This is a genomic window from Bacillus sp. FSL R10-2780 (assembly GCF_038006125.1).
In the GTDB taxonomy this organism is placed as follows: domain Bacteria; phylum Bacillota; class Bacilli; order Bacillales; family Bacillaceae_G; genus Bacillus_A; species Bacillus_A cereus_U.
In genome coordinates, this window is the sequence record NZ_JBBOUQ010000001.1 from 2,732,768 (window position 1) to 2,754,199 (window position 21,432).

The following is a 21,432-nucleotide window of genomic DNA, read 5'->3' on the forward strand; positions in this document are numbered from 1 at the left end:
ATGATATGAAAAATAAAGTGAAACTATAATCAGTGGGGGTTTTGTTCATCCCCCACTGATTATTAGCCTTCACCAATCGGGCGTTTACGGGCAGTTTATCTCCCACCTAACTTCTTTGCTCCAGCCGAATTTTGAGGTGGGAGTTTTACTGCCCGGCAAATAGCGGGATAAAATTAGTTTTCTCTTTTTATTATAAATGATATAGAGATAATTAACTAAATATACATCAGACATTTCAGCATAAAAAAACCTCCCTTTTAGGAAGGCTCCTCTATATTTTTAAACAAACTCACTAATAAAGCTTTTTGCGCATGCAGTCGATTACCAGCTTGCTCAAAAACGATAGACTGTGGCCCATCTATAATCTCTCCAGTTACTTCTTCTTCACGATGAGCAGGCAAACAGTGCAGGAAACGATATGTTTGCTTTGCATGTATAACAAGCTCTTTATTTACTTGGAAAGGCTGGAATAAAGTATATTTCTCTGCTTCTCCTTCTTGGCCCATACTCATCCAAACGTCAGTATAAATAAAATCCGCTCCACTTACCGCTAATTCAGGATTATGCAAAATCTCAATTTCAGCCCCTGTTTCATCTGCAATCGCTAACGCTTTTTTAACAATTTCTTCATTCGGTTCATACCCTACGGGAGTCGCAACAGTCATATTCATTCCGACTTTTGCACTTGCTAGCAATAGTGAATGACATACATTATTCCCATCACCTACGTAAGCTAATTTAATTCCTTTAAACGTATGAACTTCTTCATATATCGTCATTAAATCTGCCAACGCTTGGCAAGGGTGATGATCATCAGTTAAACCGTTAATAACTGGGATACTGGACTCTTTTGCAAGCTCTTCTACATCTGCATGCGAGAATGTACGTATCATAATTCCATCAATATAATGAGATAGTACTTTCGCAGTATCTGACACCGTTTCTCCTCTGCCAATTTGCATCTCTTTTCCACTTAAAAACATTCCATGTCCTCCGAGCTGTACCATCCCTGCTTCAAAAGAAACGCGAGTACGAGTTGAATGTTTATCAAAAATGAGACCTAATATTTTCCCTTGTAATAAAGGCTCCTGCTTGTTCTTTTTTAAATATATAGCGAACTCAATTAAAGAAATGATTTCTTCTTGCGTCAATTCTTCTAACGTTAAAAGATCTTTCGTATTTAATTTCGGTACTTGTACAGTTGACATGAAATTTCCCCCTTATATTATTGATGCATTTTTTGTACAAACCACTTCTTTTATCATATATACTGCCTGTTCTAGCTCTTCATTCGTTACAATAAGTGGTGGTAATAGTCTTATAACATTAGGCCCTGCTTGTAATACGAGAAGTCCTGCTTTTTCTAATTGTTCTATGAAATTTGCAACCTCATGCTTACATTCGATTCCAATCATAAATCCCTTACCACGAATATTTTGAACACATTCAACGTGTCGTAATTCTTCTTGCAATTTCTTTAATACGTACTCGCCCTTTTCCTGTACCTCTTTAAAAAACGATTGTTCCTTAATGAATTGCAATACTTCTTTCGCTGCAGTCATAGCGATATAATTCCCACCGAAAGTTGAACCGTGTGACCCTGCAGTAAAAGAAGAACCCAGTTCTTTCCGGCCAATCATCGCTCCAACTGGAATACCATTCCCAAGCGCCTTTGCGATGGTAACGATATCAGGACCTATTCCCATTTGCTCATAAGCGAATAGTGTTCCTGCCCTGCCTATTCCAGTTTGTACTTCATCTATAATAAAAAGAGCATTGTACTCATTACATAGTTTTTCAATTTCCTTCAAAAAGGATGGATCAGCTAATATTACTCCTCCTTCTCCTTGAACAACTTCTACCATTACCGCCGCAACTTCTTCATTCATTACTTCCTCTAATGCTTGTATATCGTTAAATGGTGTATGTAAAAAAGACGGAAGTAATGGACCGAATCCTTCTTTCACTTTATCTTGCCCTGTTGCACTCATCGTTCCAAATGTTCTCCCGTGAAAAGATTGTTCACATGTTACTACGAGAGATTTTCCAGTATGCTTACGTGCTAGCTTTAAAGCCGCTTCATTTGCCTCCGCCCCGCTATTACAAAAAAACACATAATCTAATGCTGTATCTTCTGTTAATAACGATGCGACCTCTTCTTGTAAGGAGTTCGTAAACAAATTAGATATATGCCATATGTTTCTAAGTTGCTTTTCTACTGCCTTTACAACAGTAGGATGACAATGTCCTAAGTTACATACGCCAATCCCCGACGTAAAATCTAAGTATTGCGTACCATTTTTATCAATGACTGTTGTTCCATTCCCCTTTACAAACTCAATAGTTCTCCTGCCATACGTTTGAAAAAGATGACTTGTCATATGATACTCACTCCTTTCGTTACCGTGGTTCCAACACACTTTCCTGTGACTTCGGCAAAATCCTTTGTACCATTTACGATACTAACCTTTTTCACTCCCATTTTTAACGATGTAAGTGCCGCCTGTACTTTCGGAATCATCCCGCCTGTAATGACACCTTGTTCTATAAAAGTAAGAATTTCATATTCATCCATTTTCTTTACCAATCTTCCTTCGTGTAATACTCCATCTACGTCCGTTATAAAAATGAGTTCTTTTGCGGATAGTGCATATGCAATTCCAGCTGCAGCAGTATCTGCATTAATGTTATAAACTTCATTACCATTTATCCCGATTGGAGCAATAACAGGAATATAATTCATATCTATCAACCCTTTTAATAAGGCTGTTTCTACATAACTTACTTCTCCTACATATCCTATCTCTTCACCAACAGGTTGAACTTGAAGTAAATTACCGTCACATCCTGAAAGCCCCACCGCAAGTAAATTATGTTTTTGTAAATTCATTACGATTTTTTTATTCGTACTTCCGCATAGCACCATTTGAACAACATCCATAACCTCTTTCGACGTTACTCGTAATCCATCTTTCTTTTCTACCTTGATATTTGAGTCTTCTAACTTGGCATCAATTTCTGGGCCACCGCCATGGACAATAACAACCTTATACTTATTTTGCAATTTCTTTATGCAATCAAAAAACACACTATTTAATCGATTCAACATGCTACCGCCACATTTAACTACAATATAATCACTCATCTTCTCTCTCCTTATGTACGATAACAAGCATTTATTTTCACATATTCATAACTTAAGTCGCAGCCCCAAGCTGATCCCGTTTCATCCCCTAAATGTAAACACGCATCAATTTTTATTTCATGTTCTTGTAATTTCTTTTTCATTTCCTCTTCGGAAAACATTTGAGGCTCACTATTTTTTAATACGGCGATAGATTGAAGAGTGATATCAATTGTATTTGGGTTAATAGTTACTTTACTTTGTCCAATACTACTAATAATTCGTCCCCAATTTGGATCCTCACCATATATCGCTGTTTTCACAAGACTTGAACCGACTATTTGTTTTGCAATTTGCTTTGCTTCTTCATTTGTTCTAGCCCCTAACACGTTTACTTCTATTAACTTCGTAGCACCTTCACCATCTTGTGCAATTTTTTTCGCTAAATCTTCACATACCTTTTGTAAAGCAACTAAGAAAGTTTCCCAGTCTTCATGTTCCATATTCATCGTTTTCGTTTCTGATAATCCACTTGCCATAACGATGACCATATCATTTGTAGACGTATCTCCGTCCACCGTAATTTGATTAAACGTATGATTCGTAATTTGTGATAATGCTGTTTGCAATACTTCATGCTCTATATTGGCGTCTGTTGTAATAAAACTAAGCATCGTTGCCATATTCGGTTTGATCATCCCTGAACCTTTTGCGACCCCAGCAATTTTCACTTCTTTCCCATCAATTATCATCTCATAGCAAGTTTCTTTCGTTATAAGGTCTGTCGTTAAAATTGCTTCACAAAAAGAATAAGCTTCACTTACTTCCTTTGTTGGCACAAGAGATTCAATTCCTTTTCGAATGATATCCATCGGTAAAGGTACTCCAATTACACCTGTTGAAGCGACTGCAACGTACTTTTCTTTTACTCCAAAGTGTTCCGCTCCTAATGTTCGCATCTCATAAGCATCTTGCAATCCTTTCATCCCCGTACAAGCATTTGCATTGCCGCTATTTACAACAATTGCTTGTAATTTCCCTTCTGCCGCTATGCTATCCTTCGTTACTTGCAACGGCGCTGCTTGTATTTGATTTGTTGTATACACAGCGGCACATGATGCTGGCACCTCACAAACGATTGCACCCACATCCTTTTTCACCTTTTTCAGACCATTTGCAGTACCGATTGCCAAAAAGCCTTTTGGTGTAACAATTGAACCATTTGCTAATTTTGTAATAGACGATGCTTTAATCATAATTTCCCCCTTATGGATAAAGCGGTATATGCTGTAAACCCGTTGTCTCTTCTAGTCCTGCTAATAAATTTGCATTTTGAACTGCTTGCCCTGCCGCACCTTTCATCATATTGTCTATAACAGAAACGACCGTAACTCTTTCTGTTCTTTCATCGTAAGCTATCCCAATATCACAATAATTTGAGCCCCTTACTTCTTTCGGACTTGGAAATTCTCCTTGCGAGCGAACTCGAACGAAAGCTGAGTATTCATACGTTTCTTCATACAACTTTTGAAGTTGCTCTATTTTCATTTCCTCTTTCACTTTCGCATAAAGTGTAATCATAATCCCTCGTGATATCGGTATTAAATGTGTACTAAACGTGATTGGCTTCGTTTCACGATTCCACTCTGCAAGCATTTGCTCAATCTCAGGAACGTGCTGATGCTGATTAACTTTATAAATGTGTAAGTTATCGTATAACTCAGGAAAGTGAGTCATTGTTGTTGGCGTTTTGCCCGCTCCAGATACTCCTGATTTCGCATCAATAATAATCGAAGCTTCTTCAATCATGCCGCTACGTACTAACGGCGCTACCGCTAATAATGCAGCTGTAGCAAAACATCCTGGGTTTGCAATTAAATTTGCATTTTGGATCTCAGGCCTTTTCCATTCACTTAATCCATATACTGCTTTCCTAAGAAGTTCTTCCTGTGCAGCTGGCCTTTTATACCACAATTCATATGACGAGGGATCTATCATACGAAAGTCTCCAGATAGGTCAATTACTTTTAAACCTACTGCCAATAATTTTGGTGTTAACTCTGCCGATACTCCCGCCGGGGTTGCTAAAAATACAATTTCAGCTTCCTTCTCTATTTTCTCCGCATCAATTTCTTGTAACGTACGGACAAGAACATTTCGAAAATGCGGGTATACATTTGTTATAAATTCACCAACTTGTGAAAAAGAATGGAGAGATGCTATCGAAAAATATGGATGTTGCTCTAATAACCGAATTAACTCAATACCTCCATATCCAGTTGCTCCAATAATTGCGACTTTCATAAGCTCCTCCTCATATCTATTCTTTAAATTAAGTATGATTATAATATTGCATAATTATAAAGTCAATTAAATATTTATAATTTTTAAAAACTTCAAAATATTAATCTTACTATAAAAGCAATATATACAAGTGGATTTTTATGCAAAAACAATGTATAGTAGCATTTCCATTTCACTTCAAGTACAATAAAACAATACATGTATACATACAGGCGGGGAAAAACATGAATGAAAAATTAATTGAGAAAATGATTATAAAAAGTTTTCGGCAATATCAATGTAATCCTGTTTCAAAAGAGGATCAGGAAATGCTAATTAAACATATTCAAATGATAATTCATTCAAATACTGAAATTGATGTATACGAGGCTGTTGAGGATATCGTTTACGATTATGTGACTGGAAAATAAAAAAATAGGAGATTTCCATATGGAAATCTCCTATTTTTTACTTAATGATTTGCCTGCAACACGTTCAAATAAACCTGGGAATAATACGTAGAGCTTTGGCCCCATTCCCATCCACTTCGGCAAGTTTACTTCACGTTTTTTCGTTTGCATCGCCTTTACGATTTGTTCTGCTACATATGTTGGTTTTAACATGTAACGTCCCATATTTTTCACATATGTACCTGATTGATCCGCTATTTCAAAAAAGTTCGTATCTATCGGTCCTGGGTTAATTGCTGTTACATACACATTTGTGTTAGATAACTCCATGCGCAAACTATTCGTAAATCCTAATACAGCGTGTTTTGTTGCTGCATAAGCACTCGACTTCGGAGTTGCAATTTTTCCAGCCAATGAAGCAATATTAATAATTTGTCCTTCGTTCCTTTTTACCATATAAGGTAATACCGCTTTCGTACTAGCTACTAATCCAAATACATTTACTTGAAACATATCCTTTACTTCATCCATTGAAGCATCTTCAAACGTTTTAAAAATACCAAATCCCGCATTATTTACCAATATATCAATACGTCCTACTTCTTGTAATACCTTTGAAAAAACAGATTGTACTTTCGTTTCTTCACTTACATCTAATACATAGTAATAGCAAGGCGTATTATAAGTTTCTTTAATTTTGTCTGCTAATGCTTGTAACTTCTCTTCTGTTCGAGCCATTAATACCGGCGTCGCCCCTTGCTCTGCAACCTGCATTGCAACTTGCTCTCCAATTCCACTAGAAGCACCTGTAATGACGATTACTTTTTCTTGTAAACGTCCCGTCATTGCTGTCACCTACTTTGCATAATAAATCAATTGTTGTGAAGATTCATCAATCATCACTTGTTGATTATATGCTAAAAAGTCTAATTGTCCAACAGTTTCTGAGATAGTAAGTGGCAATTGCTCTTTATATAATACCGGAAATAGTTTTACACATACTTCAAATGCTGTCATTGGCTTTTCCTTTAATAGTTCAAGCACTTTAAAAGCACGTGTCTCTTGCTTTTGTAATCTTGTTTCAATAAGTTGTTTCATATTCAGAACATCTTCCCCATGCCCTGATAAAATACGTGAAATATTCATTTCACTTAAACGTTTTAACGTTTGATTATACTGCAATAAAGGACGCGCTCTTTCTGTTTGCCCTTCATATGGTGGTTCTAATATTGGATTTGAAGAAATATGACTAATGAGAGCATCCCCACCAATTAATATTCCATCAGATTCTCTATATAATGAAATATGAGTGGAAGCATGACCCGGGGTTTCAATCACTGTAAATCCAGGTAACGAATCTATACGATCTCCCTCTCTCACGGTATGTGTTAACGATCTATTACAAGAATATTTAAGTGTCTTCGTCGTCAATAACGCCTCACCATTCAAAAACGCTGCTGGAACGCCGAACTGCAAGGCTGTCTCTTTAAAAAATTCATGATACCTCTTTAAAAATTCAGCATTCTGTGTAATCCACGGTTCATTCCAAGGATGTCCGATAATCTTTACTTTTTCAGAAAATGTATTTAAAAGTCCGCAATGATCCGCATGGTGATGCGTAATCACTACCGTTTCAATATCTTCTATCTTATATCCTAATGCACCTAATTGACTTTCTAATGCCTTCTTTGCTTCTTCTGTATTTGTCCCTGTATCAATTAACGTTAATGTTTCTCCCTCAACTAAAAACACATTCACTGTCTCAACTGCAAATGGAACAGGAATCTCCATTCGATGAATCGCCGTCATGCTTAGCCCCCCCCTGTCTTTTTCCGGTTCAAAATGAATACCTCTTCAGTTTACAACTTCCCTATAAATTTGTCATTATTTTCAGATAAAAAGAGGTGTTTTCCATAAAAAAACGAATGTATGTACATTTATAAGCATTTCTAACCAAATTCAAAGGAGGCACATCATGTCTATGCAAAACATTTCCTTTCTCGGTGCAGGCTCTATTGCCGAAGCGATTATTGGTGGTTTATTAAACGCAAATGTTGTTAAGGGAGAACATGTCACTGTAAGTAATCGTTCTAACGAGACAAGATTACAGGAGTTACATAAAAAATACGGTGTCAAAGGTACACATAATAAAAAGGAGTTACTTGCTGATGCAAATATTCTTTTTCTAGCGATGAAGCCAAAAGATGTCGCAGAAGCGATTATTCCTCTTAAAGAATACATAAATAATGACTTGCTTATTATTTCGTTACTAGCAGGTGTTTCTACTCATTCAATTAGAAACCTACTTCAAAAAGACGTTCCGATTATTCGTGCAATGCCAAATACATCTGCGGCTATTTTAAAATCCGCTACTGCTATCTCACCTTCAGAACACACAACGGAGGAACATATTCGCATTGCAACATCGTTATTTGAAACGATTGGTCTCGTCTCTGTTGTAGAAGAAGAAGATATGCATGCTGTCACTGCATTATCCGGAAGTGGACCAGCTTATATTTATTATGTGGTAGAGGCAATGGAAGAGGCAGCAAAAAAAATTGGTTTAAAAGAAGATGTTGCAAAATCACTTATTCTTCAGACGATGATTGGTGCTGCTGAAATGCTAAAAGTAAGCGAAAAACACCCTTCTATTTTGCGAAAAGAAATTACTTCTCCTGGCGGAACTACCGAAGCAGGTATTGAAGTATTACAGGAGCATAATTTTCAACAAGCATTAATCTCCTGTATTACACAAGCAACGAAACGATCACACGATCTTGGAAAAACATTAGAAAAAATAGCAGAAGAAAAATAAAAAACGGAGCTCAACTTTATTTGAGCTCCGTTTTTTATTTTAATCATATGATATGCTTTTAGTTATTACTCTTACCAAAAATCTCTTCTTGCAGACGACGACCTGTTGGTGTTGCTGCAAGTCCACCTTCTGCTGTTTCACGAAGTGCTACTGGCATCGTTTGTCCAATTCTAAACATCGCCTCAATGACTTCATCACATGGAATTGTACTAGTTACACCAGCTAATGATAAATCAGCTGAAATCATGGCATTCGCAGCTCCTGCTGCATTACGTTTTACACAAGGTACTTCTACAAGCCCTGCAACAGGATCACATACTAAACCAAGCATATTCTTTAATGAAATCGCCATCGCTGTAGCTGCTTGATCTTGTGTTCCACCAGCCATCTCAACTGCTGCTGCTGCTGCCATTCCACTTGCTGAACCTACTTCAGCTTGGCAACCTCCTGCCGCGCCGGAAATACAAGCATTATTCGCAACAACCATACCGAAAGCTCCTGCTGTAAATAAAAATTCAATCATTTCTTCGCGTGTCGGCTGTAATTTTTCTTGCAGTGCAAAGAGTACACCTGGCACTGTTCCAGCAGATCCTGCTGTTGGTGTTGCACAAATGATTCCCATCGCCGCGTTTACTTCATTTGTTGCGACAGCTCTACTCACTGCGTCCAAAATTGTATCTCCAGATAAGCCTTTTCCACTCTTTAAATACGCTTGGACTTTCACAGCATCCCCGCCAGTTAAACCAGTCGGTGATTTTACACCACGAATACCTCGTTCTACTGCTTGCTCCATCACGACTAAGTTCTTTTCCATTCCAGCAATTACTTCTTCACGTGAGATACTTCTTGTTTCCATTTCACATTGAATCATAATTTCTGCGATTTTTACATTTTGCTCTTTAGCTTGCGCCACTAGTTCCGCTGCGTTCCGAAACATGGTGTGTCCCCCCTGCAATTAATCCATAATAGTTACTTGACAAATATTTTGTTGCCCATTTATTTCTGCGATTACTTCATCTGCTAATAATTCATCTGTTTCAATGACCATAAGCGCTCTTCTTCCTTTTTCTTTACGAGAAACACTCATTGTACTAATGTTAATCTCATGCTTAGCAAGGATCGAAGCTACAGCTGCGATAGCACCAAAGCGATCGTTATTTACAATAAGTAGTGCTGGACTCGTGCCTGTTAATTGAAGATCGAATCCGTTTAATTCTACTACTTCAATTTTACCGCCACCAATTGAGCAAGCAACAACTTCAATTTCCTCTTCACCTTTATACAGACGAATTTTCGCTGTATTTGGATGTGGAGCATTTGCATCTTCTTCAATGAATTCCACTTCAATCCCGCGTTCTTTTGCAATATCTAACGCACTTGGAATACGTAAATCATCTGTTTCAAATCCTAGTATTCCACCGATTAGCGCTACATCCGTACCGTGACCACGGTATGTTTTTGCAAATGAACCATATAATGAAATGCTAACTCTCTCTGGCTCATGACGAAACAGCTGACGAGCAACTTGCCCCATTCTTGCCGCGCCTGCTGTATGTGAACTTGATGGACCAATCATAACCGGACCAATAATATCAAACACTGAGCGGTACTTCATCATAACTCCCCCTAAACCTCTATGAAAATTTTTTCTACTATTCTATTAAGCTGCCGAAACGGTTGCTTTTCCAGTCGTACCACGAATTTGTTCCGCTGTACGAATTGGATAGTTTTTGAATAACAATGAACCAATGTATTTTGAAATAATACCAGTTATAATAATAAATACGAAACTTAGTATTACCTTCATTTAAAAATGATATAAGATAATCCACAATAAAGTCTGGTAGCAATCCAAAGTTTAACACAGAACCCCTTACAAGCATAGCATAAACAAGTGAAACTCCCATTGCTTCCATACCTTTTGGTGCTTCAAAGCTAAAGAGTGAAAAAAGACTTAGTACAAATAATAGTAATATCCTTTTATAATCTCCATGTTGCTCTCTCTCAGTTTAGTCAACTTCACTTGTTACGACAAATGGCTAAAACGCATGTAGCCTACAATAAATTATAATCTGCCCTCATTATAGCTTGTATTTTATAAAACGCTTACTTTTTTTGAATTTTAAAAGTTCTGAATAAAAATCCTTTTTCGCTATTTGTATCACTTGTATGTCGTCTGACTTATATAACAGTTTTTCTAAATAATCGGTATTGTGTATTTCCATCCTATATCTTCACATCATTAAAACCTTCTGTGTCATCCAATATAAAAATAAAATGATAACAGTTTTAGTAAAAAAAAAATTTATTATAAATAAAAAAAATGGCAAACATATGTTACCATTTTTTTGAATATCACTTTTCTACTGGAAATGATTTCAAATCCATCGCGATTTCTGTATTAGAAAATAACTCTCTTGCTTCTTTCAGCAATTCCTTATATGTATCTCCTTGATAACGAGAACTAATATGAGTCAATATTAATCGCTTTACATTTGCATTTAATGCAATACGCGCAGCTTGTTCTGTTGTTGAATGGAAATAGTCATGTGCTTGCTGTTCATCTTCTGCCGCGAAAGTCGCTTCATGAACAAGTACATCAGCATCTTGCGCAAGCTCTCTACTCGCTTCGCAATATCTTGTATCGCCTAAAATTGTAATAACTCTGCCTTTTTGAGGCGGGCCGATAAAATCTTTTCCATTTAACACTGTGCCATTCTCTAATTCAACTACTTCACCATCTTTTAAGCGTTTAAAAACTGGACCAGGTTTCACACCCATTCCCAGTAACTTATCCACTAAAAGAGCTCCCTGTATATCTTTCTCTACAATTCGATATCCGAAACATTCGATTCCATGTGATAACCTTTTTGTTTCTACACAGAATTCATTATCCTCAAACACAATACCTTCTTCCGTAATCTCAACGATTTCAAGTGGATATTTAACATGTGTCGTACTTACTAATAATGCTACTTCAATAAATTGTTTAATTCCTTTCGGGCCGTACACTGTTAACGGCGTCGTTCCTCCTTGAAAAGAACGGCTCCCTAATAAACCAGGCAAACCAAAAATATGATCTCCATGTAAATGAGTAATAAATATTTTTTCAATGCGTCTTGGGCGTACAGATGTATGTAAAATTTGATGCTGAGTCGCTTCACCACAGTCAAATAGCCACGTTTGCCCTCGTTCTTCTAACAATTGTAAGGCGATTGCTGAAACGTTCCTTCCTTTTGAAGGAACACCTGCACCAGTTCCTAAAAATACAAATTCCACTTTCTTTCCTCCAGCTCTTTATATAATCTATCTTTCATCTTACGGAATGTTATTTCAAATGGCAAATTGAATTTACATAACCAATCATCTAGACAACTATATAACACGAACGTTCAAAATAAAAACTTAACAATCGTTCGTGTTTTGTAGTAATATAACTATATCACATATAAAGGGAGCGTTTTATTATGAAAGAAGTATTTCGTTTACAAACTGATTTTTCATCTTCATTTGATCGCTGGGTAAGTTCTTTCGTTTCTGATCACCCAGCACAACTAGAGTGGACGACTTTAAAAGAATTAATTCATGAATATACAACATCACATACAAATGAGACGTTACCAACATATATTTCTTCAGCTTTAACATATTACGCACAACGCGTTTCAACAACAAACAGCTCAGAGATTGTTATTTTTGAAAACCCTACAATCTCATAATCTATAATAAAAAGCACTGTAATCAGTGCTTTTTATTTATATCCATACTCCTTGTTTTAACTTGGCACGGGGCTAAAAAAGGATCTGACCGCTTCTACGCATGGCTAGCTCCTTTCTTCCATCTAAAAAAGAAGGGCTTAATTCCATAACACCTTTTACATATACCCATTTTTTCACTTTCAACAAATAAGCAACAGCTATGAATAATCCGACACACTCCATACTCGTTTGCTCTCCTTGTTTTCAACTTGGCATGGGGCTAAAAAAAGATCTGACCGCTTCTACGCATGGCTAGATCCTCTCTTCTATCTAAAAAAGAAGGGTTTAAATCCATAACTCTTTCTACATAAACTTATTTTCTAATTTTTGCTGAAACGACTTTTCTTGCTTACGTAATAGTTGACTACCTCGCTGTAAAAGAGCTGTTCCGTATTTATCATTAATTTGATTAATAACAGCAAGTAACGGCTCTTCTTTCGCATCTTCTTCAAATGAAAACAAATCTAACTGTTTCACCGATTCTGTCTTCCACTCTAATTCAGTAGCTGTAACACCTAACAGACGAACAGAATCACCATCCCAGTGTTGCTTCCATAAACGGGATGCCGCTTGAAAAATAACCCGTTCTTCCCATATTGCATTTTTCAATTGTTTACTCCGTGTTACTGTGCGGCGATCATGGTATTTAATCATAATTTGAATGTTATAACTAACGAGAGTTCGTTTTTGTAGCCTTTTGCTTACTGATTTCGATAATCTTTCTAACATATCAAGTAATTCTTTTTCTTCGTCCATATCCTTTGAGAAAGTCATCGAATTTCCAACGCTTTTATGTTGTCCCATTTGATTCGGGTCAACTTCCCTGTCATCCATACCTTTTGCACGTTTTTGTAAATCAACACCATGCTTTCCAATTTTAGCGCGAATGATATGCTCGTCTCCTTTTGCTAACTGTTCAATTGTATGTATATGAATGTCTTTTAATTTTTCAGCTGTTTTCTCTCCGATTCCATGCATCTCTGCAACTGATCGTGGCCAAATGATTTCTGGGATATCACGTTTTCGAAGTACTGTAATACCAAGAGGTTTTTTCATATCTGAAGCAGTCTTTGCTAGGAAAAGATTTGGAGCGATTCCAATGCTACATGGAAGCTGTAACTCTGTTAGTAACGCTTGTTGAATCATCTTCGCTATTTCAGGAGGCGAACCGAGCGCATAGCAATCTGTAATATCTAAATACCCTTCATCTATAGAGACTGGTTGTATCTTTTCTGTAAAACGAGAAAGGATTTGAAACATTTGAAATGAAGCTTCTCGATATAATGTAAAATTAGGGTGCCTTACAACTAATTGTGGGCATAACCTTTTCGCTTCCCAAAGAGGCATCGTCGTACGTATTCCATATTCTCTCGCCTCATAACTACATGTTATGATAATCCCTTTTCTCTCTTTTTCATTCCCCGCAATCGCTAATGGCTTTCCTTGTAATGATGGGTCATGAGCAATTTCAACAGATGCGAAAAAACAATTCATATCTACATGTAAAATAACACGTCCATTTTTCGGATACATTTCTCGCATACTACTCACCCCTCGAAGAACATTTGTTCCATCATTATATCAAATTTCTTTAAAAGTTATACTAATTATTGGCTTTTCTCTATCTATTTTTTGCTATACTGTACGTAACAAATGGATATTATTGTAAAGGAGATGAATCGTTATGAAACAACATAATAAACTCAATTATGTATTTATTATTATTATAGTAATCCTTGCGATTAATTATTTGTTACTTCCCCTTTTTAACATTAACATTTACGCTTTAGGAATCTTCTCTCATTTCATACGTTTTACAACAACTTATGTACTTCCATGGGTCTTCTTATATTGGCTTATCCGCCTTGTGAAAGCACTTGAATCAAAATAAAAAAAGACGTGTAAACCATAATTGGTTCACACGTCTTTTTTACTTTATTACTTACTTCGCTACTTCTTCGATAATAGCTACAACTAATTCTGCTGTTTTCGCTAATTCTTCAACAGGAATTTTTTCATTTGTTGTATGAATTTCTTCATAACCAACTGCTAAGTTAACTGTTGGGATACCATGTCCTGCAATTACGTTCGCATCACTTCCGCCACCACTTTGGTGAAGAGAAGGCGTACGACCGATGTTTTCAGCTGCACGTTTCGCAACTTCTACAACGTGATCGCCAGCAGCAAACTTAAATCCTGGATACATAACGTTTACTTCAACGTCTGCATGACCACCCATTTCTTTTGCAGTTGTTTCAAATGCTTCTTTCATTTTTGCAACTTGCACTTCCATTTTCTCATTTATTAAAGAGCGAGCTTCTGCAAAGATTTGAACATGATCGCAAACGATATTTGTTTGTGTACCACCTTCAAAACGTCCAATATTTGCAGTTGTTTCAGAATCGATACGACCAAGTGGCATCTTTGCGATTGCTTTTGCTGCGATAGTAATTGCAGATACACCTTTTTCTGGTGCTACGCCAGCGTGAGCTGTTTTCCCACGAATAATCGCATTCACTTTCGCTTGTGTTGGCGCTGCAACTACAATTTCACCAACTTTTCCATCACTATCTAATGCATAACCATATTTTGCTGTAATACGCTCACGGTCTAACGCTTTTGCACCAATAAGACCAGATTCTTCTCCAACTGTAATAATAAATTCAATTTTACCATGAGGAATGTTTTTCTCTTTTAAGACACGAATCGCTTCAAACATAGATGCTAATCCAGCTTTGTCATCGGCTCCTAAAATTGTAGTACCATCTGATACGATATATCCATCTTTAATAGAAGGCTTAATTCCATTACCAGGAACTACTGTATCCATATGAGAAGTGAAATAAATTGTATCAACACCGTCTTTTGTTGCTGGTAAAGTACAAATTAAGTTACCTGCACCATGACCAGTCACACCCATCGTGTCATCCTCAAATACTTCTACACCTAAAGCAGTAAATTTCTCTGTTAACACTTTGCAAATTTCTGCTTCAAATTTTGTTTCAGAATCTACTTGTACTAACTCCATAAATTCATTTACTAAACGTTCTTGATTAATCATAAGACTGCGCCTCCTGCACTACCATTATGTATGTAACAACATTAATTATAACAGAATTTCGCAAAAGTTTCGAAATACAAGACAAAAAACAGATGGTTAACACATCTAGATACCCATCTGCCTTCTATTACTCGTTTAACAATACCCAGCGCATATGATCTTCCCAGATGCCATTTACCATTAGCATTTTTCGAGATACACCTTCATATTGAAATCCTATCTTCGTCACTACTTGTATAGATGCTAAATTTCGTGGCATAACTGGTGCTTCTATACGATGTAAATGAAATTCTTCAAATGTAACTTGAATTGCTTTTCTAAGCGCTTCTGTTGTGTAACCTTTATTCAATTCTTCCTTATCTAATTTATAGCCAAGTACACAAGATTGATAAATTCCGCGAACAATTAGATTAAATGAAATACATCCAATAATTTTTGTATCATCACCCTTTTTAAAAATCCAAAGCCTGATTATCTTACCTTCCGCGAACTCTTTTCTATCCTTTTGTAACTTTTTCTTTTGATAATCTAACGTGAAAAAACCCTCCGGTCTATACTCTTCCCACGCTTTTAAAAATTCACGATTTTTGTCGTAATATTGAAGAACTTTTTCCGCATACGACTCATCAATTTCTCTTAAATGTAAACGATCTGTTTCGTATATTTTCATCATCGTATCTCCATTCTTCATGCTTGCATAACAAAAAACTAGTACTCTATCTTTTAATATATTCTCTACACACACACACATTTCCTGTTCTACTTTACACACACTTCTCGAAATTTGTCATTTCTCTCCCCTTGTCCACAATTTCATTTCTCGTTACAATGAAATTGTACTGATTTGCAAGGAGGTTTAACGATGCATAAAAAAGCTCAAAAAATTATGGTTTATATAATGCTAATTTCTATGCTTGTAACAACATTACTTACTGGCGCAAGTATGTTTTGGTAAAAAGGACGATTCACTCGTCCTTTTTTTACTGCTTACACATACAAAATAGACCATCTCGAAATCGAGATAGTCTATCTTGTATTGAACATTTTATTATTTTATATATATAATTGCTACAATGCTAAAGGAAAAGGCCATTACAAGTGCTATTACAAAACTTGTATATTGTTTCTGCTGAAATGCCCCAATAACAAAAGTAAGATTGAGTAATGCCATAAATACAATCGCTACAACGTAAGAGCATATATTAAAAGTTGCCAATATGAATGTAATAACAAATAGAAAACCAACACAAAACTGCATGTAAGAAATTTTTGGATTTAAATACATATGAGCAACCCCTTTACTCAATTATCTTTATATATTCTCATTAACGCATGGTTATGTACACATGTCAAGACAACTTATAGAAAAGAAAAAAGCCAACCGTTTCGTTGACTTTTCCAAACGCTATGGCCCCTTTTTCTTTTGCCAATTGCTGAAATGATTTTTTCGATTTCACAATCGATACTTTCGTTCCAAGTGGAATACGATCAAACAAATATTCCACATCATGTTTCTTCATTCTTATACATCCTTGCGAAATATATTTTCCAATTGAACTAGGCTGGTTTGTCCCGTGTATCCCATACTTACTTCCATCCGTTCCTCTTGCATTAAATCCCATCCACCTCGATCCAAGTGGATTTTTTGGAGAGCCCCCAGGAATATCCTTCGCAATATAATATGGATCCTTCGCCTTCAATACAATGTCAAAGGTTCCTTCTGGGGTTAATTCATTTGTTTTCCCTGTCGCTACTGGAAAAACCTTTTGGATCTTTCCATCATCAATGTAAGCTAGTTTATTCGTTGCTTTATTTACAATTATAAAAGGATCTCCAGCACGTGGGTTATCACCAAGAGGCCAGATTGGTGATAAAGAAAGACATAATAATAAAGAAAGAAGATACGGCATACATAATTCCTACCTTCTAAATAAGTTCTTTTATATTATCCTTTCCCTTAAAACGACTTTTAATGAGTAAATATTGCTCCATTTCATACACAAGTTGAACAAGTTTCGCACGTATCTCAAATTCTTCTCGCGAGACTGGTAAAGGCATTTCTCTAAATACTTCTCGCATTTCTTGAAGTTGTCTTAACGAAATGACCCCTGTACTTTCAGGACGAATAGAATTCCCTATATTTTCAATTACGTCTGCAATCATATCCGCTTGTTCATACGTCCAAGATAGTGATGCAGCTAATGGTATCATTCGCTCCAAAATTTCAAATTGTTGCATACGCATATCAAAATACCGATAATAATAGTCATCTTCACGCATAAATTCATTCTCAAGTTTTTTAAATGATAAATCTTTTGCTTCTTTCAGCATCATTTCTGTTTCAATTAATTCGGCCCCACTCCAATTACTATCTCGATTTCGTAAATAAACGACCATTTCAAACAAAATCGTTCTGAAATGGTCTTCTATTTTCCCTTGATACTCTTTCAGTTTATTCTCACTGCTTGGCATGTACATGTTTACTAATAAAGCGACACTAATTCCAATCGTTAATATAGCAATTTCATTACCAACTATAGACCATGTAATTTGCTTTAATGAATACAGATGCATAACGATAACCGAACTCGTGACAATCCCTTCTTGAATTTTGCACATAACTGCAGTCGGAATAAAGGTAAGCAGTAATATGCTAATCGCAAGTGGTGTATAACCAATCGTTTCAAAAATACAAAACGCAAATACCATCGATAATACACAAGCTAAAAAACGGTGCAACGATACTTGAACGGATTTTCGTTTCGTATTTTGCACGCATAAAATGACTAAAATACCAGCTGAACTATAAAATTCTAATCCTAATAACTGAGCAATAAAAACTGCCGCACCCGTTCCAAGCGCTGTTTTCACTGTTCTATATCCAATTTTAAACATATCATTACCCCTATATGTATAAATGTATTTAAAAATAGTATAAAAAAAGGATGACGCAATGTCATCCTTTTCTATCTATTGTTCACTTAACCTTTACATATTACAATATCTTTTGCAAAAATTCTTTTGCACGGTCACTTTTTGGTGCTGTAAAAAACTCTTCCGGATTACTATCTTCTACTAGCTTTCCACCATCTAAAAAGAGAACGCGGTCCGCTACTTCTTTTGCAAATCCCATTTCATGTGTAACGATTGCCATCGTCATTCCTGTCGTAACTAATGATTTCATAACTTCTAACACTTCTTTCACCATTTCTGGATCTAGCGCAGAGGTCGGTTCATCAAATAACATAACTTCCGGTTCCATCGCTAACGCTCTTGCAATTGCTACACGTTGCTTTTGTCCACCTGAAAGACGATTTGGATATGCATCTTTCTTATCTAATAACCCCACTTTTTCTAGGAGTTTCTCAGCTTTTTTTTCAGCCTCTTGCTTCGTTACTCCTTTTACATTGATAGGAGCATACGTAATATTTTCCAATACAGTCATATGAGGGAATAAGTGAAAATGTTGAAATACCATTCCGACATTTTCACGAACGTGCATAATATTTGTTTTCGGATTCGTTACTTCTTCCGTTCCAATCCAAATGTGACCAGCTGTCGGTGCTTCTAGTACATTCATACAGCGTAAAAACGTTGACTTTCCAGATCCAGACGGTCCGATAATTGCAACAACTTCTCCTTTTTCAATCGTTGTTGTAATTCCTTTTAATACTTCATTTTTTCCAAATGATTTATGAAGGTTGTCAATTTTAATCACTTTTCTTCATTCTCCCTTCAATTGCCTTCCCGACTAATGTAAGAATAATTACTAATATATAATAAATAAGGCCAACAAACAGTAATGGCTCAAGATATTTAAATGTTTCACCGCCTACAATATAAGCACGGCGCATTAAATCAGTCGCTCCTATTACAGTTACTACAGCCGACTCTTTCGTAAGTGTCGCAAACTCATTCACAAGCGCTGGTAATATATTTTTTAAAGCTTGAGGAAAAATAATATTTCTCATCATTTTACTGTACGGAATACCTAAAGCCATTGCTGCTTCTGTTTGTCCTTTATCGACCGCTTGAATGCCGGCACGAATTACTTCTGACATATATGCACCTGAATTTAAGCTAAATGCAAGTACAGCTGCTAAAAAGGCTGGTATCTCATATCCAATCATTTGCGGAACACCGAAATAAATAATCATTAATTGCAATACAAGCGGTGTGCCACGAAATATTGACGTATAAATATCTGCTGCAATGTTTAGTACTCTTATTCTAGCAATTTTGCAAAGCGCTAATAACGTCCCTAAAATAAATCCTGCCAAAGCTGATGCAGCTACAATTTTCAATGTAACTTCTAAGCCCTTTAATATATATGGTATTGAAGGCGTAATTGCCGAAAAATCTAAATTCATCCTTTTCATTCCCCTCACAGAAAAGTGAAAGGCAGCTTATTTTCCGCTGCCAAACCATTTCTTCACTAATTTATCCATTTCTCCATTTTCTTGCATTTTCTTAATTACTTTATTAAATTCTTCTGTTTTATCACTGTTTTTCGGAAGAGCAATTGCTGCACCTACTTCTTCTGGTGCTTCTTGAATTTCAACCCCTTGTAGTTCTTTCATTTTTTCTAAATAATTTTTTGCAACTGTGTCTTCTATAATTGCAGCGTCAAAACGACCAGCTTTAATTTCTTGTACGATTTCTGGTATACGGTCACGTCCCTCTGCTTTGAAATCGACTTGTTTTTTAAATTCTTCTGCTTTTTCTTCTTGAATTGATCCTGTTTGTACTCCTACTGTTTTACCTTTTAAATCTTCTAAGGATTTAATATTAGAACCCTTTTTTGAAACAATCATATTTTTAGCAACAAAATAAATATCTGTGAAATCAGCATTATTTTTACGCTCTGCAGTTGGCGTCATACCTGCCATAACGAAATCAACTTTTCCTGAGCTAAGAGATGCTAATAATCCTCCAAAATCCATATCTTTCACTTTCACTTCATACCCAAGTTCTTTTCCGATATATTTTGCAATATCAACATCAAAGCCGATAATTTCATCACTTTTTGAAGCTTCCACGTATTCATACGGTTTATAGTCTGCTGAAGTCCCCATAACGAGTACTTTTTTATTCTCACTCTTCGTCTTTTCTTCCCCATTACTACAAGCACTGAACATACTTACAATTAAAATAAGTGCAAATGATATTGATAATAACTTCTTCATCTTTCTTCCCCCTAATAATGTATATTTAAAAGTTAAATAGAATATTTATTCGATGTTTGTATTGTATCAACACTTTCATTTTTATGCAACATTTAAAATAAAAATAAACACAAAAACATTATTAAGTTCGTTTTCAATGCATAAAAACATGCATAAAAAACATCTCTATGCATGTCCAATCATTATAAAAATTAAATAAAAAAGCGGTACGTCCACTTGTTCCTGGACGTACCGCTTTTTCTCTTCCTTATAGTTCTTCGCAATTATCTTCGAAGTAAGATTGTAGTTTTGCAATTACTTGCATTGGTTCATGACCTTCAATTTCATGACGTTCTACCATCGTTACAATTTTTCCATCTTTCAATAAAGCAAATGATGGAGATGAAGGTGGATATCCTTCAAAATATTCACGAGCTCTTGCTGTTGCTTCTTTATCTTGACCCGCAAATACCGTTACAAGGTGGTTAGGGCGTTTATCATAATGTACGGAATGTGCAGCAGCAGGGCGAGCAATACCGCCTGCACAGCCACATACAGAGTTTACCATTACAAGTGTTGTACCATTTCTTTTAAATGCTTCTTCGACTGCTTCTGGTGTCGTCAATTCTGTATATCCCGCAGAAACGATCTCTTCACGCGCTTGACGGACAACATCATTCATAAAAAAGTTAAAGTTAATCAATCTTTTCCCTCCTCTAATTCTACCTATTTGTATCTTACCAGTTAATGTTTAGAGAATACAAGTAAGTTTACTTGTATTTCAGCATAGAAAAGGTGTTAGAGCAGGGCTCTAGC

General features: G+C 36.1%; 27 protein-coding genes. 5 read left to right on the top strand and 22 right to left on the bottom strand.

The features are described from left to right. Positions 1 to 257: 257 nt before the first annotated feature. Genes argF through argC form a run of 5 tightly spaced genes read right to left on the bottom strand, consistent with a single transcriptional unit; the run spans position 258 to position 5,428 of the window. Entirely contained in the window at positions 258 to 1,208 is a 951-nt protein-coding gene (gene argF / locus NSQ47_RS14175) for an ornithine carbamoyltransferase (protein WP_016106110.1), read from the bottom strand. 12 nt (positions 1,209 to 1,220) lie between these two features. After that, complete coding sequence (locus NSQ47_RS14180) at positions 1,221 to 2,381, bottom strand: acetylornithine transaminase (RefSeq protein WP_341037188.1); 1,161 nt, start codon at positions 2,379 to 2,381, stop codon at positions 1,221 to 1,223. Beyond that, positions 2,378 to 3,145, bottom strand: a complete 768-nt coding sequence (gene argB, locus NSQ47_RS14185; protein ID WP_341037189.1) for an acetylglutamate kinase — start codon at positions 3,143 to 3,145, stop codon at positions 2,378 to 2,380. Before argB ends, NSQ47_RS14180 begins: the two co-directional genes overlap by 4 nt. 11 nt (positions 3,146 to 3,156) lie before the next feature. Next, positions 3,157 to 4,380 (bottom strand): bifunctional glutamate N-acetyltransferase/amino-acid acetyltransferase ArgJ, encoded by a 1,224-nt coding sequence (argJ, locus tag NSQ47_RS14190; RefSeq protein WP_341037190.1) that lies wholly within the window; start codon positions 4,378 to 4,380, stop codon positions 3,157 to 3,159. 10 nt (positions 4,381 to 4,390) lie between these two features. Next, positions 4,391 to 5,428 carry an N-acetyl-gamma-glutamyl-phosphate reductase gene (gene argC / locus NSQ47_RS14195; protein WP_341037191.1) on the bottom strand — a complete coding sequence of 346 codons (1,038 nt, stop codon included), beginning with the start codon at positions 5,426 to 5,428 and terminating at the stop codon, positions 4,391 to 4,393. Between the two features lie 224 nt (positions 5,429 to 5,652). Here argC and NSQ47_RS14200 point away from each other — a divergent pair, with 224 nt between their 5' ends. Beyond that, positions 5,653 to 5,838 (top strand): YqzH family protein, encoded by a 186-nt coding sequence (locus tag NSQ47_RS14200; RefSeq protein ID WP_002160569.1) that lies wholly within the window; start codon positions 5,653 to 5,655, stop codon positions 5,836 to 5,838. Positions 5,839 to 5,868: 30 nt separating this feature from the next. Here NSQ47_RS14200 and NSQ47_RS14205 read toward each other — a convergent pair whose 3' ends face one another. Next, on the bottom strand, positions 5,869 to 6,663 hold the full coding sequence (locus NSQ47_RS14205) for an SDR family oxidoreductase (RefSeq protein WP_341037192.1): 795 nt from the start codon (positions 6,661 to 6,663) through the stop codon (positions 5,869 to 5,871). Positions 6,664 to 6,672: 9 nt separating this feature from the next. Further along, positions 6,673 to 7,626: an MBL fold metallo-hydrolase gene (locus tag NSQ47_RS14210; RefSeq protein ID WP_002111697.1), complete on the bottom strand. Its 954-nt coding sequence runs from the start codon at positions 7,624 to 7,626 to the stop codon at positions 6,673 to 6,675. Between the two features lie 166 nt (positions 7,627 to 7,792). Between NSQ47_RS14210 and proI the strand changes: the two genes are divergently transcribed. Continuing rightward, positions 7,793 to 8,632 (top strand): pyrroline-5-carboxylate reductase ProI, encoded by an 840-nt coding sequence (gene proI, locus NSQ47_RS14215; RefSeq protein ID WP_215579604.1) that lies wholly within the window; start codon positions 7,793 to 7,795, stop codon positions 8,630 to 8,632. A gap of 58 nt (positions 8,633 to 8,690) precedes the next feature. On the opposite strand, the gene sdaAA is transcribed toward proI, so the two are convergent. The 4 genes from sdaAA to rnz all read right to left on the bottom strand — a co-directional run bounded on the left by sdaAA (position 8,691) and on the right by rnz (position 11,911). Continuing rightward, positions 8,691 to 9,569 carry an L-serine ammonia-lyase, iron-sulfur-dependent, subunit alpha gene (gene sdaAA, locus NSQ47_RS14220; protein WP_016106116.1) on the bottom strand — a complete coding sequence of 293 codons (879 nt, stop codon included), beginning with the start codon at positions 9,567 to 9,569 and terminating at the stop codon, positions 8,691 to 8,693. Positions 9,570 to 9,587: 18 nt separating this feature from the next. Continuing rightward, complete coding sequence (gene sdaAB, locus NSQ47_RS14225; protein ID WP_002088527.1) at positions 9,588 to 10,247, bottom strand: L-serine ammonia-lyase, iron-sulfur-dependent subunit beta; 660 nt, start codon at positions 10,245 to 10,247, stop codon at positions 9,588 to 9,590. A 45-nt stretch (positions 10,248 to 10,292) separates the two neighbouring features. After that, entirely contained in the window at positions 10,293 to 10,439 is a 147-nt protein-coding gene (locus tag NSQ47_RS14230; protein WP_341037193.1) for a hypothetical protein, read from the bottom strand. A 548-nt stretch (positions 10,440 to 10,987) separates the two neighbouring features. Then, positions 10,988 to 11,911: a ribonuclease Z gene (rnz, locus tag NSQ47_RS14235; protein WP_016106118.1), complete on the bottom strand. Its 924-nt coding sequence runs from the start codon at positions 11,909 to 11,911 to the stop codon at positions 10,988 to 10,990. 188 nt (positions 11,912 to 12,099) lie between these two features. Here rnz and NSQ47_RS14240 point away from each other — a divergent pair, with 188 nt between their 5' ends. Next, positions 12,100 to 12,351, top strand: coding sequence for a DUF3932 family protein (locus NSQ47_RS14240; protein ID WP_002111702.1), 252 nt, complete (start codon positions 12,100 to 12,102; stop codon positions 12,349 to 12,351). 72 nt (positions 12,352 to 12,423) lie between these two features. On the opposite strand, the gene NSQ47_RS14245 is transcribed toward NSQ47_RS14240, so the two are convergent. Both NSQ47_RS14245 and NSQ47_RS14250 read right to left on the bottom strand, forming a co-directional pair. Next, on the bottom strand, positions 12,424 to 12,573 hold the full coding sequence (locus NSQ47_RS14245; RefSeq protein ID WP_341037195.1) for a hypothetical protein: 150 nt from the start codon (positions 12,571 to 12,573) through the stop codon (positions 12,424 to 12,426). 120 nt (positions 12,574 to 12,693) lie between these two features. After that, a complete protein-coding gene (locus NSQ47_RS14250) occupies positions 12,694 to 13,932 on the bottom strand; it encodes a DNA polymerase IV (RefSeq protein ID WP_002160565.1) in 1,239 nt (412 codons plus the stop codon). 142 nt (positions 13,933 to 14,074) lie between these two features. Here NSQ47_RS14250 and NSQ47_RS14255 point away from each other — a divergent pair, with 142 nt between their 5' ends. Further along, positions 14,075 to 14,281: a hypothetical protein gene (locus NSQ47_RS14255; protein ID WP_002111704.1), complete on the top strand. Its 207-nt coding sequence runs from the start codon at positions 14,075 to 14,077 to the stop codon at positions 14,279 to 14,281. 51 nt (positions 14,282 to 14,332) lie between these two features. Here NSQ47_RS14255 and NSQ47_RS14260 read toward each other — a convergent pair whose 3' ends face one another. Together NSQ47_RS14260 and NSQ47_RS14265 are read right to left on the bottom strand one after the other, a co-directional pair. After that, positions 14,333 to 15,451 (bottom strand): tripeptidase T, encoded by a 1,119-nt coding sequence (locus NSQ47_RS14260; protein ID WP_002111705.1) that lies wholly within the window; start codon positions 15,449 to 15,451, stop codon positions 14,333 to 14,335. Positions 15,452 to 15,578: 127 nt separating this feature from the next. Beyond that, positions 15,579 to 16,124, bottom strand: coding sequence for a GNAT family N-acetyltransferase (locus tag NSQ47_RS14265; RefSeq protein WP_033711020.1), 546 nt, complete (start codon positions 16,122 to 16,124; stop codon positions 15,579 to 15,581). A 189-nt stretch (positions 16,125 to 16,313) separates the two neighbouring features. On the opposite strand from NSQ47_RS14265, the gene prli42 reads away from it, so the two are divergent. Beyond that, a complete protein-coding gene (prli42, locus tag NSQ47_RS14270; protein WP_000549036.1) occupies positions 16,314 to 16,406 on the top strand; it encodes a stressosome-associated protein Prli42 in 93 nt (30 codons plus the stop codon). A gap of 93 nt (positions 16,407 to 16,499) precedes the next feature. On the opposite strand, the gene NSQ47_RS14275 is transcribed toward prli42, so the two are convergent. From NSQ47_RS14275 to NSQ47_RS14305, 7 genes are all read right to left on the bottom strand, one after another. Beyond that, positions 16,500 to 16,736, bottom strand: a complete 237-nt coding sequence (locus NSQ47_RS14275) for a DUF3894 domain-containing protein (protein WP_341037197.1) — start codon at positions 16,734 to 16,736, stop codon at positions 16,500 to 16,502. A gap of 64 nt (positions 16,737 to 16,800) precedes the next feature. Next, the gene (locus NSQ47_RS14280) at positions 16,801 to 17,361 is read right to left on the bottom strand and encodes a L,D-transpeptidase (protein ID WP_016106120.1); all 561 of its coding nucleotides are present in this window, start codon (positions 17,359 to 17,361) and stop codon (positions 16,801 to 16,803) included. 16 nt (positions 17,362 to 17,377) lie between these two features. Further along, on the bottom strand, positions 17,378 to 18,346 hold the full coding sequence (locus NSQ47_RS14285; protein ID WP_341037199.1) for an aromatic acid exporter family protein: 969 nt from the start codon (positions 18,344 to 18,346) through the stop codon (positions 17,378 to 17,380). A 100-nt stretch (positions 18,347 to 18,446) separates the two neighbouring features. Further along, positions 18,447 to 19,169, bottom strand: coding sequence for an amino acid ABC transporter ATP-binding protein (locus NSQ47_RS14290; RefSeq protein ID WP_002160561.1), 723 nt, complete (start codon positions 19,167 to 19,169; stop codon positions 18,447 to 18,449). After that, entirely contained in the window at positions 19,162 to 19,821 is a 660-nt protein-coding gene (locus NSQ47_RS14295; RefSeq protein WP_002160560.1) for an amino acid ABC transporter permease, read from the bottom strand. Before NSQ47_RS14295 ends, NSQ47_RS14290 begins: the two co-directional genes overlap by 8 nt. Positions 19,822 to 19,857: 36 nt before the next feature. Beyond that, on the bottom strand, positions 19,858 to 20,637 hold the full coding sequence (locus tag NSQ47_RS14300; RefSeq protein WP_002160559.1) for a transporter substrate-binding domain-containing protein: 780 nt from the start codon (positions 20,635 to 20,637) through the stop codon (positions 19,858 to 19,860). Between the two features lie 247 nt (positions 20,638 to 20,884). Next, positions 20,885 to 21,298 (bottom strand): BrxA/BrxB family bacilliredoxin, encoded by a 414-nt coding sequence (locus NSQ47_RS14305; RefSeq protein WP_002015097.1) that lies wholly within the window; start codon positions 21,296 to 21,298, stop codon positions 20,885 to 20,887. Positions 21,299 to 21,432: the final 134 nt, after the last annotated feature.